Raw genomic sequence first — 16,618 nt, forward strand, 5'->3', positions numbered from 1 at the left:
GTCTGGGAGACTGCGGATACATCACAACTAGAGGAGGTGCGCGTGTCCTTCACGCTGCATGGAATTCCCGTATCACGAGGCATCGCCATCGGGCGAGCGTATCTCATTGCGCCGGCCGCGCTCGACGTCGCCCATTATCTGATCGAGCCGGATCAGATCGACGCGGAAATCGCGCGTTTCCATGCGGCGCAGGCCGCCGTAGCGCAGGAACTCCAGGCACTGCGGGAAGACCTCGCCGCCGACGCGCCCACCGAAATGGGCGCGTTCATCGACGTCCACACGATGATCCTGAACGACGCCATGCTCGTGCAGGAGACCATCGACCTGATTCGCGCGCGCCGGTACAACGTCGAATGGGCGCTCACCGAGCAACTCGAAATTCTGGGCAGCTACTTCGACGACATCGAAGACGAATACCTGCGCGAGCGCAAGGCGGACATTCAGCAAGTCGTCGAGCGCCTGCTGAAGGCGCTGGCGGGCGCGCCGACAGCCGCGTCGCTCGTCGTACACACGGCCGCGAGCAACGGACACAACGAGATGATCGTGGTCGCGCACGATATCGCGCCCGCCGACATGCTCCAGTTCAAGACGCAAGCGTTCAAGGGCTTCGTGACCGATCTCGGCGGGCGCACGTCGCACACGGCGATCGTCGCGCGCAGCCTCGGCATTCCGGCGTCGGTCGGCGTGCAGCAGGCGAGCGCGCTGATTCGACAGAACGATCTCATCATCGTGGACGGCGATCATGGCATCGTGATCGTCGATCCGGCGCCCATCGTTCTCGAAGAGTATTCGTATCGGCAAAGCGAAAAGCTGCTGGAGCAGCGCAAGCTCCAGCGCCTCAAGTTCTCGCCGACGCAGACGCTGTGCGGGACGAAGATCGAGCTGTGCGCGAACATCGAATTGCCGGACGACGCGCAAGTGGCAGTCGACGCGGGCGCGATGGGCGTCGGCCTCTTTCGCACCGAGTTCCTGTTCATGAATCACAAGGACCGGCTGCCGGAGGAGGAAGAGCAGTTCGAGGCGTACAAGCGCGCGATCGAGCTGATGAACGGCAAGCCGGTGACGATCCGCACCATCGACGTGGGCGCGGACAAGCCGCTCGATGCCATGACCGGCGGCGACGGCTACGAAACCGCGCCGAACCCGGCGCTCGGCCTGCGCGCGATTCGCTGGAGCCTGTCCGAGCCGCAAATGTTCGTGACGCAACTTCGCGCGATTCTGCGCGCGTCGGCGTTCGGCCCGACGAAGATTCTGATTCCGATGCTGGCGCACGCGCAGGAGATCGATCAGACGCTCGACTTGATCCGCGAAGCGAAGCGCCAGCTCGACGACGCGGGCATCGCCTATGACCGCAAGGTGCAGATCGGCGCGATGATCGAGATTCCCGCAGCGGCCATCGCGGTGCGGTTGTTCCTGAGCCGGCTCGATTTCCTGTCGATCGGCACGAACGATTTGATCCAGTACACGCTCGCCATCGACCGCGCGGACAACTCCGTCGCGCATCTGTACGATCCGCTGCATCCGGCGGTGTTGCATCTGATCGCGCTGACGCTGCGCGAGGCGAAGCGCGCGGGCGTGCCGGTCTCGGTGTGCGGCGAAATGGCGGGCGATCCGTCCGTCACGCGCCTGTTGCTAGGATTGGGCCTGACCGAATTCTCGATGCATCCGAGCCAGTTGCTCGTCGTGAAGCAGGAGATCTTGCGCTCGAATCTGAAGGCGCTGGAGAAGCCGGTTGCGGACGTGCTCGCGGCTTACGAGCCCGCCGAGCTTCAGGCTGCGCTCGCGCGTCTGCAAAAAGCCTGAGCCTTAAAGATGACGCGCGCCGCAGACCGGGCAATCCGGCTGCCGCGCAATCTTCATCGTGTTCCATTCCATGCGCAGCGAGTCGAGCATCATCAGCCGGCCAGCGAGTGTTTCGCCGAAGCCGCCGATCACGCGCAGGGCTTCGGCCGCCTGCATCGCGCCGATGATGCCGACTGTCGGCGAAAAGACGCCCATCGTCGAGCACGCGACTTCCTCGAACGCCTGATCCGGCGGAAACACGCATGCGTAGCAGGGCGACGCGGGCGAGCGAAAGTCGAATGTGCTGATTTGTCCGTCGAAGCGCAAGGCCGCGCCCGACACGAGCGGCACCGCATGCGCGACGCACGCGGCGTTGATCGCGTGGCGCGTGGCGAAGTTGTCGCTGCAATCCAGCACGACGCTCGCGTGCGGCACGTTCGCATCGAGCCAGGCGGCGTCGGCGCGGGCGTTGATTGCCTGGATTTCGATGTCCGGGTTCAGCGCGAGCAGCGTCTGTCGCGCGGATTCCACTTTCGGTTGACCGACCGATTGCGTCGCATGGACGATCTGCCGCTGGAGGTTGGTGAGGTCGACGGTATCGGCATCGACGAGCGTGAGCTTGCCGACGCCCGCCGCGGCCAGATACATCGCCGCCGGCGCGCCTAGTCCGCCCGCGCCAACGATGATCGCGTGCGCATCGAGGAAACGCTGCTGCGCTTCGATGCCGATTTCATCGACGAGGATGTGACGGGAATAGCGGAGGAGTTGGTCGTCGTTCATCGGCCTGGACGTGCTGCACGAGCTTCGCGGCACTCACGCCGCGAAGCCCTGGACCAAGATTACTTCGACTGCTGCGCCGTCGGCGAGGAAGCCGGCGCCGCGCCCGATGCCGGCGACGAACCCGGCGTCGCGGGCAATGCCGGCTGAGCCACCACCGGCGCCGATGCGGAACGCGCCGGCTTGTTCTGCGCGAGCTTGCGCTCGCTGAAGGACTTCGACTCGACGACCGTCTTGCCTTCCAGCTTGTTCAGCGCCTGCTGGAGCATGAAGTCGTCGTTGCTGCCGAACTCCACCGGCTTGCGGTCGCGGTCCTTGCGGCGCTGCTCGGGCGTCTTCTTGTCGTTCTGCTCTTCCAGCAGACGCAGTTGGTCCAGACGATCCTGCTCGCGCTGCTCCTGTTCCTTCTTCTCGTTCGGATCCTGCGTGTTCGCGAGGTGGTTCGAATAATCCACTTCGCGGGTCACGAGCGCGTCGTCCGGATCGCCGTCCGCGTATTGATCGACCGGCACGTCCGGGCGCACGCCCTGATTCTGGATCGACTTGCCGCTCGGCGTGTAGTAATACGCCGTCGTCAGACGCAGCGCGGTGTCGGCGGTCATCGGACGAACCGTCTGCACCGAACCCTTGCCGAACGTCGTCTTGCCGACGATCAGCGCGCGATGATGATCCTGCAGCGCGCCCGCGACGATCTCCGAAGCGGAAGCCGAGTACGCGTTGGTCAGCACGACCATCGGCACCTTCTTGAAGATGTCCGGCACGTTCTTCAACGGATCGGAATCGAAGGAAGGCAGGCGATAGTTGTCGTAGGTATCGCGGAACGTCTGCTTGGCGTCCGCGATTTGTCCATTCGTCGAAACGACGACCGCGTTATCCGGCAGGAACGCGCCCGCCACACCGACCGCGCTCTGCAGCAGACCGCCGCCGTTATTGCGCAGGTCGAGCACGAGGCCCTTCAGGTTCGGCTGCTGGCGCGCGAGGTCTTGCAGCTTCGCCGCGAGATCCGGCACCGTGCGCTCCTGGAAGCTCGTGATTCGGACATAGCCATAGCCCGGCTCAGGCACCTTCATCTTGACCGACTGCACGCGGATCAGCGCACGCGTGACGGTGAGCGGGAACGTGCGGTCGTCGCTCTTGCGGAAGATGGTGAGCGTGACCTTGGTGCCCGGTTCGCCGCGCATCTGCTTCACGGCCTTGTCGAGCGTCATGCCGCGCACCGGCTTGTCGTTGATGCGCGTGATGAGGTCGCCCGGACGGATGCCGGCGCGGAACGCGGGCGTGTCTTCGATCGGCGAGATGACCTTGATGAGCCCGTCTTCCGACGAAATCTCGATGCCCAGGCCCGCGAAGCGGCCCTTGGTCTGTTCCTGAAGCTCTTCGTAGTCCGTCTTGTCGAGATACGACGAGTGCGGATCGAGGCTCGACACCATGCCCTTGATCGCGGCGGTGAGCAGCTTCTTGTCGTCGACGGGCTCGACGTATTCGTGCTTGATCTGCCCGAACACTTCGGCGAAGAGCCGCAGTTGATCGAGCGGAAGCGGTGACGATGCGGCTTGCTGAGCGGACGCGGAAATCTGCAGGGTTGCGAGAGCGCCGACAGCAACGCCTGCGGCGATCAGGCTGAAGTTTTTCAGGTTCTTTCGCATAGAGGAGTGCGTGCGGAATCGAATGGGCTGCATCGTGGGTGACGGGCCAGTATACCCGCTCGCTTTCAAAGGCGACTTAAACGCAACTTAAATGCCCGGGCGCTTTGTGCCGCGACAGCGCTGGCTCGCTGCGGGCGAAGCGCGCGCCTGTCGGCGGCGACGGCGCGCGGTCAGGCACGCGCCATCCGGGGCGTTCGGATGCGAAACGGGCGCCGCCAAGCGACGCCCGCCAAACGCCAACTCCGGCGCTAATGCGCGCTTTAGCCCGCCTTGCCCTGCTTCGCGACGGCAGCTTGCGCCGCGGCAATGGCGTCTGCGTCGCCGAGATAGTAGTGCTTGATCGGCTTCAGGTTTTCGTCGAGTTCATAGACGAGCGGCACGCCGTTCGGAATGTTGAGCCCGACGATGTCCGCGTCGGAAATATCGTCCAGATATTTCACGAGCGCGCGCATGGAGTTGCCGTGAGCGGCGATCAGCACCTGCTTGCCTGCCTTGATGGCCGGCGCGATGGACTCGTTCCACACCGGCAGCACGCGCGCGACCGTGTCTTTCAGGCATTCGGTGAGCGGCAGTTGCTCGCGGGGAACCTTGGCGTAGCGCGGATCGTTGAAGGACGCGCGCTCGTCGTTCGGATCGAGCGCGGGCGGCGGCGTGTCGTAGCTGCGGCGCCAGATGAGAACCTGTTCGTCGCCGTACTTTTTCGCGGTCTCGGCCTTGTTGAGACCGGCGAGCGCGCCGTAGTGGCGCTCGTTCAGACGCCACGCATGGACGACCGGGATATACATGAGGTCCATTTCGTCCTGCACGTGCCAGAGCGTGCGAATGGCGCGCTTGAGTACCGACGTGTACGCGATATCGAACGTGTAGCCGGCCTCGCGCAGCAGCACGCCTGCCTGGCGCGCCTCGCGGTTGCCCTGTTCGGTGAGATCCACGTCGACCCAGCCGGTGAACCGGTTTTCCTTGTTCCACGTCGATTCGCCGTGGCGGATGAGCACTAGCTTGTACATGTTTGATAGGTCGGTCAGTTGAGAAATCGGGTGCCCGATCGCACTCCGCCATCCTGCCCTCACGCGTGGAGTGCCGCCATCGGCCGGATGGCCTAGGCCATCGCGGGAAAGGGATATTTTATAATGCTCGGATTGCCCTCATTTCTCTTTCTCCCTTCTCCACTATCTTTCGGCGGCCCTAGACGTGAAGTTCTTCACCGATTACTCGAATATTGCACTCATCGTCATTGCGCTCATTTCCGGCGCGCTGCTGCTCTGGCCGGCCATCACGCGACGCGGTCGCGGCGGCGTCTCCGCTGCGGAAGCCACCACGCTCATCAACCGTCGCAACGCCGTAGTCGTGGACTTGCGGCCGGCTGCGGAGTTCGCGAAGGGACACTTGCCGACCGCCCGAAACATCGAGGCGTCGGAGCTTCAAGCAAAAATCGGCCAGATCGCGAAGAATAAGAGCAATCCGGTCGTGCTTGTCTGCCAGACCGGTCAACAGTCGCAGCGTGCCAGCCGCGCCGTGTCGGAAGCCGGCTACGCTGAGGTCCACGTCTTGCAAGGCGGGGTTGATGCTTGGCAGAAGGCAGGAATGCCGGTCGTGAAACAAGGAGCCGTCAAGTGAAAAAAGTCGTCATGTACAGCACGCAAGTGTGCCCGTATTGCCAGATGGCCGAACGTCTTTTAAAGTCCCGCGGGGTCGAAACCATCGAGAAGGTGCTGATCGACCGTGAGCCGGGGCGCCGCGAGGAGATGATGCAGCGCACCGGGCGCCGCACCGTGCCGCAGGTTTATATCGGCGACACGCACGTCGGCGGTTACGACGATCTTTCGGCGCTCGACCGCAAGGGTGGTCTCGTGCCGCTGCTCGAGTCGGCCTGACATCACCACACGCTGCCCGGCCACGCGCCGGGCAATTGATTTACCTAGGAAATCACTATGTCCGACGAGAATAACCAGCCGTTTTTCAACATCCAGCGCATTTACCTGAAGGATATGTCGCTCGAGCAGCCGAACTCGCCCGCCATCTTCCTCGAACAGGAAATGCCGTCGGTTGAAGTCGAAGTCGACGTGAAGGCCGACCGTCTCGCGGAAAGCGTGTTCGAAGTGCTGGTCACGGGCACGGTCACGGCGAAGGTCGCCGACAAGGTCGCGTTCCTGATCGAAGCCAAGCAAGCCGGCATCTTCGACATTCGCAACATCCCGGCCGAGCAGATCGACCCGCTCGTCGGCATTGCGTGCCCGACCATTCTGTTCCCGTATCTGCGCTCGAACATCGCCGACGCGATCACGCGCGCAGGCTTCCCGCCGATCCACCTGGCGGAAATCAACTTCCAGGCGCTGTACGAACAGCGCATCGCCCAGCTCGCGAGCGCGCAGGAAGGCGCGGCGAACGGCGCGACGCACTGAGCGTCACCCGCACTGACTCTGCCGAACCGGAGCCGAGCATGAAAGTAGCCGTTCTCGGCGCCGGCGCGTGGGGCACCGCATTGGCGGGCCACCTCGCGACGCGGCACGACACCCTGCTTTGGGCGCGCGACGCCGCGCTCATCGAATCTCTCTCTTCCTCGCACGAAAACACGCGCTATCTGGCAGGCGTTGCGTTGCCGCGCGCGCTTTCGTTCGAAGCGAATTTCGACGCCGCGCTCGCGCATGCCGCCGCGCCCGATGCGCTTTGCGTGGTCGCCACGCCCGTCGCCGGTCTGCGCACGCTGTGCCGCGCGATGCGGCAGGCGGGCGTCGTTCCGGCGCATATCGTCTGGCTCTGCAAAGGCTTCGAGGCGGACACGCAATGTCTGCCCAACGAGGTCGTCGCGGCGGAACTGCCCGCGCATCGCAGCAACGGCACGCTGTCGGGGCCGAGTTTTGCCCGCGAAGTCGGGCGCGGTCTGCCGGTCGCGCTGACGGTGGCGAGCGCATCGGCGCAACTGTGCGCGCAGACGGTCGCCGCGTTTCACCACGGCGCGATGCGCATCTATACGGGCGACGACGTCATCGGCGTCGAAGTGGGCGGCGCCGTGAAGAACGTGCTCGCGATCGCCACCGGCATCTCCGATGGCCTCGGCCTCGGTCTGAACGCCCGCGCCGCGCTCATCACGCGCGGACTCGCGGAAATGTCGCGGCTCGGCGTCGCGCTGGGCGGTCGCGCGGAGACGTTCACCGGCCTCACCGGTTTGGGCGATCTGATTCTGACCGCCACTGGCGATCTGTCGCGCAACCGCACGGTGGGCGTGCAACTCGCGTCCGGCCGCACGCTCGACGAGATTCTCGCCGCGCTCGGTCATGTGGCCGAAGGCGTGCGCTGTGCCCGCGCAGTGCTGTCGCTCGCGCAGTCGCATGGAATCGACATGCCGATCACGCACGCGGTATGTCGCGTGCTCTTCGAAAACGTCGCGCCGCGCGACGCGGTGCAGGCGCTGCTCAGCCGCGATTCGAAGGCGGAATAGCGCGACGTTTCTCTCGGAGACGCGCATGGCGAAGCTCGAAGCCGTTCTCGCCGACATCACCACGCTTCATGTCGACGCCATCGTCAACGCGGCGAACAAATCGCTGCTGGGCGGCGGCGGCGTAGATGGCGCGATTCATCGCAAGGCGGGCAAAGGTCTCTTGCGGGAGTGCGAAACGCTCGGCGGCTGCGAAACCGGCGACGCTAAAATTACCGGCGCCTACGATCTTCCCGCCAAGTACGTGATCCATGCGGTCGGTCCGCGATGGAGCGGCGGCAAACGCAACGAGGCACAGTTTCTCGCAAACTGCTACCGGCGTTCGCTTGAACTCGCCGCCGATGCGCAGTGCGCGTCCATCGCGTTTCCGGCCATTAGCTGCGGCATCTATCGCTTTCCTGTCGAGGACGCGGTGAAGATCGCCGTATCGACGGTCATCGAGACCTTGCCGCTCGCGCGTTCAGTCGAGCACGTCGTCTTCGCGTGCTTCAGCGACGACATGCTCGCGCTCTATCGCGCCGAACTCGACGCTCACGCGCCGCCCTCGAAGCCCGACTGACGCCACGCTTCGAACGTCACGATCGCCACCGTGTTCGACAGATTCAGGCTGCGATTGCCGGGACGCATGGGCAGCCGCACGCGCTGCTCGGTCGGAAAGCGTTCCAGCAATTCCGCCGCGAGGCCGCGCGTTTCCGCGCCGAACACGAACCAGTCGCCGGGCTTGAACGCATGATCGAAGAACGGCGTCGAGCCGCGTGTGGTGAACGCGAACATGCGCGTGGCGTCGGGCGACTCTTTCGCGATGAACGCATCCCAGTTCGCGTGAACATTCATTTCGGCGTACTCGTGATAGTCGAGACCGGCGCGGCGCATCTTCGCGTCGTCGAGAGGAAAGCCGAGCGGCTCGATCAGATGCAGCCGCGCGCCCGTGTTCGCGCACAGGCGGATGACGTTGCCGGTATTCGGCGGGATTTCGGGTTCGACCAGTACGACGTTGAACATGGATGGCAGTGCTTGGCTACGGGGTTAGTCTTTCGGGGTGCGCAGCGCGACGAAGTTCGTCACGCGCCGCGCGCCTGCGAGCTTGAGCGTGCGGGCGAGGGCATCGAGCGTGGCGCCCGATGTCATCACGTCGTCCACCACGCCGATATGTTTGCCACGAACGTCGCCCTCGACGACGAACGCGGACGCGACATTTCGCCTGCGCGTATCGGCATCCAGCCGCGACTGCTGTGCGGTATGGATGGTGCGCGCGACGAGCATCGGATCGGCCGGCACGCATAGGCGCCGGGCGAGCGGACGCGCGATTTCCCACGCCTGGTTGTAGCCGCGCTCGACGAGCCGCTGGCGCGAAAGCGGCACCGGCACGATCACGTCGGGCGTCGGCAGGCCGCTGTCTTCGAAGATCGCGTGCAAGTGCCGCGCGAACTCCGCGCCCGCTGCAAGACGCACGCGGAACTTCAATTCGACCGCCAGTGTATCGAGTGGCGCGCGATAGTCCGCGATGGCGAGCGTGTCGTTGAACGCGGGCGGATTCTCGAGGCACGCGGCGCAGTGCGCGCGCGTGTCATCGCGTTCGCGTCGCAGATAGGAAGGCGCGAGCGGCATCGCGCAGGTCGCGCACCGGAAACGCGGCTCGTTCCAGTACTGCTCATCGCAGCCGGCGCACAGCAATTGCTGCGACACATTGCCGCATAACGCGCACTGGTTAGGCAGCGCGAGTTCGAACGCGCGCTTCGCCACGGCCGCAAAGGCGAAGGCGCGCGCCGAAGACGGCAGCAAATTGCGGAGGACGTACATGGCTGAAAGCGCGTGAGGCGGGCTCGGGTGATCGATTGCAACGGCACGCGCGAAGGCTGCGCCGGGCCTATTTCAAGACGACCGAGTATACTTCGCACTCTTCGCGAACAGATCGTCATGTCCCCAACGTCTCCCAGAACTGGCCGACCGGCCTATGATCCGCGCCGTTTGCGCGAGATCTTCGACCGTCGCGCCGCCGCTTTCGACGACGTCGCGTTCCTGCCGCGTGAGATCGCGGACCGCATGCGCGAGCGTCTCGAATACATCAAGGTGGCGCCGGCGCGCGTCCTCGATGCGGCCTGCGGCGCGGGCGCGGACCTGCCGCGCTTGCGGGAGCGGTTCCCGGAGGCGTCCGTGCTAGGCGTCGATATTTCCTCCGCCATGCTCGCGCGTGCACGCACGGCTGAGACTGCGGAAGCCGACAGCGGCGCGGGCTGGCGGCGCTTGTTGCCGGCAACGCTCGCCAAGGCGTTCGGCGCACGCGGCCCGCAACTGGCGCAGGCGGACTTCTCGGCGTTGCCGTTTGCATCGGCTGCATTCGAATTGCTGTGGTCGAACCTCGCGCTGCACTGGCATTCGCGGCCGGACTTCGTGTTTCCGGAATGGCAGCGCGTGCTCAAAGTCAACGGCTTGCTGATGTTCAGCACCTTCGGGCCGGACACGCTTCGCGAACTTGCCGCGGCTTATCGCGAAGCCGAACGCACGCTTGGCCTCGCGCCGATGCCGCACACCATCGACTTCGTCGACATGCACGATCTGGGCGACATGCTGGTCGAGAGCGGCTTCGAAATTCCGGTGATGGATCAGGAAGTGCTGACGATCACCTACCGTTCGCCCGAATCGCTGCTCGCGGATGTCATGCGCTGGGGCGCTTATCCGTTCAGCCGTGAAGCGTTCGAGCGTGAAGCCGCGAGCGGCCGCGCAGACGCCGAAGCCTTGCGCCGCGCGGTGCACGAGGCGCTCGAAGCGCTGCGTCGCGACGACGGCACGATCCCGCTCACGTTCGAAGTGATCTATGGTCACGCGTGGAAAGCGGTGCCGCGAACGACGGCGGAAGGACATGGAATCGTGCGGCTGGAAGACATCGGACGCGGTCCGAAAAGGAACCGCTAACGCGTCGGAAAGGAGTTCGGGAGGCGGATCGGCGAGGCGGTAAAGAGGGTGCGTGTTATGTCATGAATTTGCGCGCGAAGGACACGCCAAAAGGTGCGTCAATTCGGCGCAGAGGCTTGTGCCATCTGGCTTTGCGACGTCTGCGCCCTTGCTTGTGGATGCCACCCAACCCGCCTATAATGCGTCAGTTTGTCGCCTGAACTGACACAAATTTGGGCAAAATCCGAGCAAAAGTATGTGATTGCGTGTGCGGATGGATGGAGGCAGCGATGCAGGTCAGCCAGACGCTGACGGAGTCCGAGCCGGTCATCAAGGACTGGCTGATGAAACGCAACTGCTCGGTGTCGCCGCGTCAGTTCGTGGGCTTCTATGTGTCGCTGGCGCTCTTTTCCCTTGCCGTCGCGACGCCGCTTTTTCTGAACGGCGCCTGGCTGGTGCTGCCGTTCACCGGAGTCGAGTTGACGGTCGTGACGGTCGCGTTTCTGATTCATGCGCGACACGCCGTCGACTACGAACGAATCCGGCTGTTTGAGAACCGGTTGTTGATCGAACAGATGAACGCCGAAGAATTAACGCGCTTCGAGTTCAATCCGCGCTGGGTGCGGGTCGAAACGGGCGCGACGCCGAGGGAACCGCTCACGATCGTATCGCGCGGCCAGTCGGTGAGAGTCGGACAACACCTTGCACAGCATCGTCGCAAACAATTTGCTGCCGAACTGCAGGCGTCACTGAGGCGCCTCGCTTGAGGAGGAACCGGGTGTGGCAGGCGCGATGCGCAACGGGGTCGAGGGTTTGAATGGAAATTTTGGGTAAGGATGCTATGAAAACAATCAAGCGAGCCCTCTCGGGCGTGCTGGCGGCGGGCGCACTGCTCAATGCCGGCGTAGCCCTGGCGGTCAACGACAGTCCTGGCGGTCCCGCTGTGAATGAGATCAATTTCCAGCAGCCAGTGACGAAGATCGCCGAGGAGCTCTACGGCCTCCATATCTTCATGCTCATCATCTGTACCGTCATCTTCATCGGCGTGTTCGGGGTGATGTTCTATTCGGTCGTCAAGCATCGCAAGTCCAAGGGTTTCAAGCCCGCGCACTTCCATGAAAGCACCACGGTCGAAATCATCTGGACGATCGTGCCGTTCATCATCGTCATTCTGATGGCGCTGCCGGCCACCAAGGCCGTCGTCGCGATGAAGGACACCACCAACGCCGATCTGACCGTCAAGGTCACGGGCTACCAGTGGAAGTGGGGCTACGACTACGTGAAGGGCCCGGGCGAAGGCATCAGCTTCCTCTCGACGCTCTCCACGCCGCGCAGCCAGGTGAACGGCCAGACGCCGATTTCCGATACGTATCTGCAGGAAGTCGACAACCCGCTCGTCGTGCCGGTCGACAAGAAGATCCGCATCATCACCACCGCGAACGACGTCGTTCACTCCTGGTACGTGCCGGCGTTCGGCGTGAAGCAGGACGCGATTCCGGGCTTCGTGCGCGACACGTGGTTCAAGGCGGAGAAGGTGGGCACGTATCGCGGCTTCTGCACGGAACTGTGCGGCAAGGAGCACGCGTACATGCCGGTCGTCGTGGAAGTGCTGTCCACCGACGACTACGCGAAGTGGGTCGACACGCAGAAGAAGAAAATGGCTTCTTCGGCCGACGATCCCAACAAGACCTACACGATGGACGAGCTGAAGACGCGCGGCGCGCAGATCTACGCGTCGAACTGCGCGGTCTGCCACCAGCCGACCGGCAAGGGCGCGGGCCAGTTCCCGGCGCTCGACGGCAGCAAGGTGGCGAACGGTCCGATCGCCGGTCACGTGAATATCGTGCTGCACGGCAAGGGCGCCATGCCGCCGTGGCAGACGACGCTCAACGACGTCGAGATCGCATCGGTCGTGACGTACGAGCGCAACACGTGGGGCAACCACACCGGCGACGTTCTGCAGCCGAAGCAGGTTGCGGACGCGCGCAACGGCAAGATGCCCGAAGGCGGCGATCACACGGCAGCGGCGGGCGGCGAAGCCGCGAGCGGTGCGGCGGCAAGCGGCGCGGCGGAAGCCAGCGCGCCGGCTGCGGCGTCCGGCGAGCAGACTGCGCAGGGCGTGCTGCCGGCCAGCATCTACTTCGAAACGGGCAAGAGCGACCTGCCCGCCGACGCAAACAACGCAGTGCAGGCTGCCGCCGCTTACGTGAAGGCGCATCCGGACGCGAAGATCGCGCTTTCCGGCTTCACGGATGCAACCGGCGGCGCCGACCTCAACGCGGACCTCGCCAAGAAGCGCGCGCAAGCCGTTCGCGACGCGCTGAAGGCGGCCGGTGTCTCGGACGAACGCATCGTGTTGAAGAAGCCCGAGTCGGTCACGGGCGGCACGGATGCGAAAGAAGCACGCCGCGTAGAAATCAGTCCGGCTGCTTGACATGCTTCGCGTGCGCTTCTCCTTCGCTCAAGGCAACGGAGAAGCACGCGGGCAACGCCAAGTGCCTCGAGTATTCGCTTTAGGAGATGATTGTCATGTCTAGCATCGGACACGATGTAGTCGCGGGTCACGACCACGCGCACGACGACCATGCGCACGAAACACCGCATGGCTGGCGCCGGTGGCTTTTCGCCACCAACCACAAGGACATCGGTACCTTGTATCTGCTGTTCTCGTTCATCATGTTCCTGTCCGGGGGCGTGATGGCGCTCGGCATTCGCGCCGAACTGTTCGAACCGGGCCTGCAGATCATGCGCCCCGAGTTCTTCAATCAGCTGACCACCATGCACGGCCTCATCATGGTGTTCGGCGCGATCATGCCGGCGTTCGTCGGCTTCGCGAACTGGATGGTGCCGCTGCAGATCGGCGCATCGGACATGGCGTTCGCGCGCATGAACAACTTCAGCTTCTGGCTGCTGCCGGTCGCGGCCGTCCTGCTCGTCGGCTCGTTCTTCGTGCCGGGCGGCGCAACCGCCGCGGGCTGGACGCTGTACGCGCCGCTCTCGACGCAGATGGGCCCCGGCATGGACTTCGCGATTTTCGCGGTCCACATCATGGGCGCGTCGTCGATCATGGGCGGCATCAACATCGTCGTGACGATCCTGAACATGCGCGCGCCGGGCATGACGCTCATGAAGATGCCGATGTTCGCGTGGACGTGGCTCATCACCGCGTATCTGCTGATCGCCGTGATGCCGGTTCTGGCAGGCGCCATCACGATGGTGCTGTTCGACCGTCACTTCGGCACGTCGTTCTTCAACGCGGCGGGCGGCGGCGATCCGGTCATGTACCAGCACATCTTCTGGTTCTTCGGCCACCCCGAGGTGTACATCATGATCTTGCCGGCGTTCGGGATCGTGTCGCAGGTGATCCCGGCGTTCTCGCGCAAGCCGCTCTTCGGCTATAGCTCGATGGTGTACGCCACCGCGTCGATCGCGATTCTCTCGTTCATGGTGTGGGCGCACCACATGTTCGCCACCGGCATGCCGGTGACGGGCCAGCTCTTCTTCATGTACGCGACGATGCTGATCGCCGTGCCGACGGGCGTGAAGGTGTTCAACTGGGTCGCGACGATGTGGCGCGGCGCGCTGACCTTCGAAACGCCGATGCTCTTCGCGATCGGCTTCCTGTTCGTGTTCACGATGGGCGGCTTCACGGGCCTGATCCTTTCGATGGCCCCGCTCGACATCCAGATGCACGGCACGTATTACGTGGTCGCGCACTTCCACTACGTGCTGGTGGCCGGTTCGCTCTTCGCGCTGTTCGCCGGCTGGTACTACTGGTCGCCGAAGTGGACCGGCTGGATGTACAACGAAACGCGCGGGAAGATCCACTTCTGGACGTCGATGATCTTCTTCAACATCACGTTCTTCCCGATGCACTTCCTGGGTCTCGCGGGCATGCCGCGCCGCTATGCGGACTACCCGGCGCAGTTCACGGACTTCAACCAGATCGCGACCATCGGCGCGTTCGGTTTCGGTCTCGCGCAGGTGTACTTCCTGTTCGCGGTCGCGCTGCCGACGTATCGCGGCGGCGGCGAGCATGAAAAGGCCAGCGACAAGCCGTGGGATGGCGCGGAAGGACTCGAATGGACCGTGCCGAGCCCGGCGCCGTTCCATACGTTCGAGAACCCGCCGACCGTCGAATAAGTCGTCTCTCCGTTCTGTGAGGCTTCCGCGCGAAGCCTCACAGACTCCCGAGCAAGAAACGCATGGCCCCGAATCCACAAAAAAGACGCTCCCGCGAAGACATCCGCGCGGGCAACAAGCGGCTCGGTCTCATCATGGTGCTGATCGCCGCCGTCTTTTTTCTGGGTATCGTCGTCAGGCAATACCTGTTGTCGCGAGGCTAACGTGTCCACTCAGCATGAAGAGTCACATATCGACCGTTCCTTCAACCGGTCGATGCTGCTCAAGTTGTTCGTCGTCGCGGCGATGATGTTCGGCTTCGGCTTCGCGCTGGTGCCGATGTACCGCGCGATCTGCCAGATCACGGGCATCAACAATCTCGTGCAGCGCGATGTCGGCGCGCGCGAGGCGAAGAACACACAGGTCGATGCGAGCCGCACCGTGTCCATCGAATTCGATGCGAATGCGCGCGGGCCGCTGCAGTTCAAGCCGGAGCAGTCGAATCTCGACATTCACCCCGGCGAAGTGATGACGGTGATGTATCAGGTGACGAACGAGCAGGGGCGCACGGTGAAGGCGCAGGCCATTCCGAGCTACGCGCCGAAGCAGGCCACCGAGTTTTTCAAGAAGATCGAATGCTTCTGTTTCACCCAGCAGACGCTCGCGCCGAACGAAACGAAGCGCATGCCGGTGGTGTTCGTCGTCGATCCGAAGCTGCCGAAGGACGTGAAGACGATCACGCTGTCGTACACGTTTTTCGAGCTCGACGCGCCGAAAACGGCAGCGAAGGGAACGTGAACATCATGAACGGACAGACGCAGGGCGGCGGGTTCGTGAAGCTGGTGAAGGCCGTGTTCTGGTCGTTCTTCGGCGTGCGGCGGCGGGCCGACCTCGAAAACGACGCCGCGCAGCTGAATCCGCTGCATCTGATCGCGGCTGGCGTGATTGGTGCTGCGCTTTTCATCGTCGTGCTGCTGGTGATCGTGCGCGCGGTAGTTCGGTAAGGCCACCCGAAATGCGCTCGCGCCGAACGGCGCTGCGGCAAAATAATTCAAGCAACTGGATCGAAGTGGAGAATCAACGATGAGCGGTCAAAACGAGAGCCCGTACTATTTCGTGCCGAATCCGTCACGGCATCCGATCATGGCTGCGTGCGGCTTGCTGGTAATGCTGTCGTCGCTGGCGGCGTGGGTGAACGGGCATTCCTTGGCGCCGTTCGGCACGCTCCTCGGCCTGCTGTTTCTGCTGTTCGTGCTGTGGCACTGGTTCGGCGACGCGATCTCCGAATCCGAAGGCGGCATGTACGGCAAGCGCGTGGATGTGTCGTACCGCTGGAGCATGAGCTGGTTCATCTTCTCCGAAGTCATGTTCTTCGGCGCGTTCTTCGGCGCGCTCTTCTATGCGCGCGCCATCGCGCTGCACGAGCTCGGCAGTCTCGACTACAAGCTGATCTGGCCGGACTTCTCCGCCGTGTGGCCGAACAACGGTCCCGCCGCGCTGGTCCCGCATTTCCGCGCAATGGTGCCGTGGCCTCTGCCGACCATCAACACGGCGCTGCTGCTTTCGTCGGGCGCGACGCTGACGGTCGCGCACCACGCGCTGCGTGAAGATCATCGCAAGAAGGCGATCGGCTGGCTCGCCGCGACTGTGCTGCTCGGCGTCATCTTCCTGTTCTGCCAGGGCTACGAATACTTCCACGCGTACAACGAATTGAACCTGACGCTCGCATCCGGCGTGTACGGCTCGACGTTCTTCCTGCTCACGGGCTTCCACGGCTTTCACGTGTTCCTGGGCGGCACGATGCTGGCTGTGGTGATGGTCCGGCTGATTCGCGGACACTTCACGGCGGAGCATCACTTCGCGTTCGAAGGCGCCGCGTGGTACTGGCACTTCGTGGACGTCGTGTGGCTCGGGTTGTACGTCGTTGTCTACTGGCTGTAACTGCGTCTTCGCGGGCTTCAGG

General features: G+C 63.8%; 19 protein-coding genes. 14 read left to right on the forward strand and 5 right to left on the reverse strand.

Features of this window, described 5'->3' with window-relative positions; translation table 11 throughout:
* Positions 1-42 precede the first annotated feature (42 nt).
* Complete coding sequence (gene ptsP / locus LDZ26_RS00870; RefSeq protein ID WP_244847755.1) at positions 43-1,803, forward strand: phosphoenolpyruvate--protein phosphotransferase; 1,761 nt, start codon at positions 43-45, stop codon at positions 1,801-1,803.
* Positions 1,804-1,806: 3 nt separating this feature from the next.
* Here the strand turns inward: ptsP and LDZ26_RS00875 are convergent, their stop codons facing one another.
* The 3 genes from LDZ26_RS00875 to gpmA all read right to left on the reverse strand — a co-directional run bounded on the left by LDZ26_RS00875 (position 1,807) and on the right by gpmA (position 5,212).
* Positions 1,807-2,562 (reverse strand): molybdopterin-synthase adenylyltransferase MoeB, encoded by a 756-nt coding sequence (locus LDZ26_RS00875; protein ID WP_244847756.1) that lies wholly within the window; start codon positions 2,560-2,562, stop codon positions 1,807-1,809.
* Between the two features lie 59 nt (positions 2,563-2,621).
* Complete coding sequence (locus LDZ26_RS00880) at positions 2,622-4,205, reverse strand: S41 family peptidase (protein ID WP_244847757.1); 1,584 nt, start codon at positions 4,203-4,205, stop codon at positions 2,622-2,624.
* Positions 4,206-4,465: 260 nt separating this feature from the next.
* The gene (gpmA, locus tag LDZ26_RS00885) at positions 4,466-5,212 is read right to left on the reverse strand and encodes a 2,3-diphosphoglycerate-dependent phosphoglycerate mutase (RefSeq protein ID WP_244847758.1); all 747 of its coding nucleotides are present in this window, start codon (positions 5,210-5,212) and stop codon (positions 4,466-4,468) included.
* 184 nt (positions 5,213-5,396) lie between these two features.
* Here gpmA and LDZ26_RS00890 point away from each other — a divergent pair, with 184 nt between their 5' ends.
* From LDZ26_RS00890 to LDZ26_RS00910, 5 genes are read left to right on the forward strand one after another with little or no spacing between them, the layout of a single operon-like run.
* Positions 5,397-5,822 carry a rhodanese-like domain-containing protein gene (locus LDZ26_RS00890; RefSeq protein ID WP_244847759.1) on the forward strand — a complete coding sequence of 142 codons (426 nt, stop codon included), beginning with the start codon at positions 5,397-5,399 and terminating at the stop codon, positions 5,820-5,822.
* Positions 5,819-6,079 carry a glutaredoxin 3 gene (gene grxC / locus LDZ26_RS00895; protein WP_175939229.1) on the forward strand — a complete coding sequence of 87 codons (261 nt, stop codon included), beginning with the start codon at positions 5,819-5,821 and terminating at the stop codon, positions 6,077-6,079. Before LDZ26_RS00890 ends, grxC begins: the two co-directional genes overlap by 4 nt.
* Positions 6,080-6,136: 57 nt before the next feature.
* Positions 6,137-6,607 carry a protein-export chaperone SecB gene (secB, locus tag LDZ26_RS00900; protein WP_175939231.1) on the forward strand — a complete coding sequence of 157 codons (471 nt, stop codon included), beginning with the start codon at positions 6,137-6,139 and terminating at the stop codon, positions 6,605-6,607.
* A gap of 38 nt (positions 6,608-6,645) precedes the next feature.
* Positions 6,646-7,644 carry an NAD(P)H-dependent glycerol-3-phosphate dehydrogenase gene (locus LDZ26_RS00905; RefSeq protein WP_244847760.1) on the forward strand — a complete coding sequence of 333 codons (999 nt, stop codon included), beginning with the start codon at positions 6,646-6,648 and terminating at the stop codon, positions 7,642-7,644.
* Between the two features lie 25 nt (positions 7,645-7,669).
* Positions 7,670-8,200 carry an O-acetyl-ADP-ribose deacetylase gene (locus LDZ26_RS00910; protein ID WP_244847761.1) on the forward strand — a complete coding sequence of 177 codons (531 nt, stop codon included), beginning with the start codon at positions 7,670-7,672 and terminating at the stop codon, positions 8,198-8,200.
* Here LDZ26_RS00910 and trmL read toward each other — a convergent pair.
* Both trmL and LDZ26_RS00920 read right to left on the reverse strand, forming a co-directional pair.
* Positions 8,173-8,643, reverse strand: a complete 471-nt coding sequence (trmL, locus tag LDZ26_RS00915; protein WP_244847762.1) for a tRNA (uridine(34)/cytosine(34)/5-carboxymethylaminomethyluridine(34)-2'-O)-methyltransferase TrmL — start codon at positions 8,641-8,643, stop codon at positions 8,173-8,175. The genes LDZ26_RS00910 and trmL overlap by 28 nt on opposite strands.
* Before the next feature lie 24 nt (positions 8,644-8,667).
* Positions 8,668-9,441: a ComF family protein gene (locus LDZ26_RS00920; protein ID WP_244847763.1), complete on the reverse strand. Its 774-nt coding sequence runs from the start codon at positions 9,439-9,441 to the stop codon at positions 8,668-8,670.
* A gap of 117 nt (positions 9,442-9,558) precedes the next feature.
* Here LDZ26_RS00920 and LDZ26_RS00925 point away from each other — a divergent pair, with 117 nt between their 5' ends.
* From LDZ26_RS00925 to LDZ26_RS00960, 8 genes are all read left to right on the forward strand, one after another.
* A complete protein-coding gene (locus LDZ26_RS00925; protein WP_244848803.1) occupies positions 9,559-10,554 on the forward strand; it encodes a methyltransferase domain-containing protein in 996 nt (331 codons plus the stop codon).
* 269 nt (positions 10,555-10,823) lie between these two features.
* Complete coding sequence (locus tag LDZ26_RS00930) at positions 10,824-11,300, forward strand: DUF2244 domain-containing protein (protein ID WP_244847764.1); 477 nt, start codon at positions 10,824-10,826, stop codon at positions 11,298-11,300.
* A 50-nt stretch (positions 11,301-11,350) separates the two neighbouring features.
* A complete protein-coding gene (coxB, locus tag LDZ26_RS00935; RefSeq protein WP_244847765.1) occupies positions 11,351-12,967 on the forward strand; it encodes a cytochrome c oxidase subunit II in 1,617 nt (538 codons plus the stop codon).
* Between the two features lie 95 nt (positions 12,968-13,062).
* Positions 13,063-14,676, forward strand: a complete 1,614-nt coding sequence (gene ctaD, locus LDZ26_RS00940) for a cytochrome c oxidase subunit I (RefSeq protein WP_244847766.1) — start codon at positions 13,063-13,065, stop codon at positions 14,674-14,676.
* A gap of 62 nt (positions 14,677-14,738) precedes the next feature.
* A complete protein-coding gene (locus LDZ26_RS00945) occupies positions 14,739-14,879 on the forward strand; it encodes a cytochrome oxidase small assembly protein (protein ID WP_244847767.1) in 141 nt (46 codons plus the stop codon).
* A gap of 52 nt (positions 14,880-14,931) precedes the next feature.
* The gene (locus LDZ26_RS00950; protein ID WP_370650656.1) at positions 14,932-15,453 is read left to right on the forward strand and encodes a cytochrome c oxidase assembly protein; all 522 of its coding nucleotides are present in this window, start codon (positions 14,932-14,934) and stop codon (positions 15,451-15,453) included.
* Positions 15,454-15,458: 5 nt separating this feature from the next.
* Positions 15,459-15,659, forward strand: coding sequence for a DUF2970 domain-containing protein (locus tag LDZ26_RS00955; protein ID WP_244848805.1), 201 nt, complete (start codon positions 15,459-15,461; stop codon positions 15,657-15,659).
* A gap of 79 nt (positions 15,660-15,738) precedes the next feature.
* Positions 15,739-16,596 (forward strand): cytochrome c oxidase subunit 3, encoded by an 858-nt coding sequence (locus LDZ26_RS00960; protein WP_244847769.1) that lies wholly within the window; start codon positions 15,739-15,741, stop codon positions 16,594-16,596.
* Positions 16,597-16,618: the final 22 nt, after the last annotated feature.

The sequence above is a fragment of the Caballeronia sp. SL2Y3 genome (assembly GCF_022879575.1).
Lineage (GTDB): Bacteria > Pseudomonadota > Gammaproteobacteria > Burkholderiales > Burkholderiaceae > Caballeronia.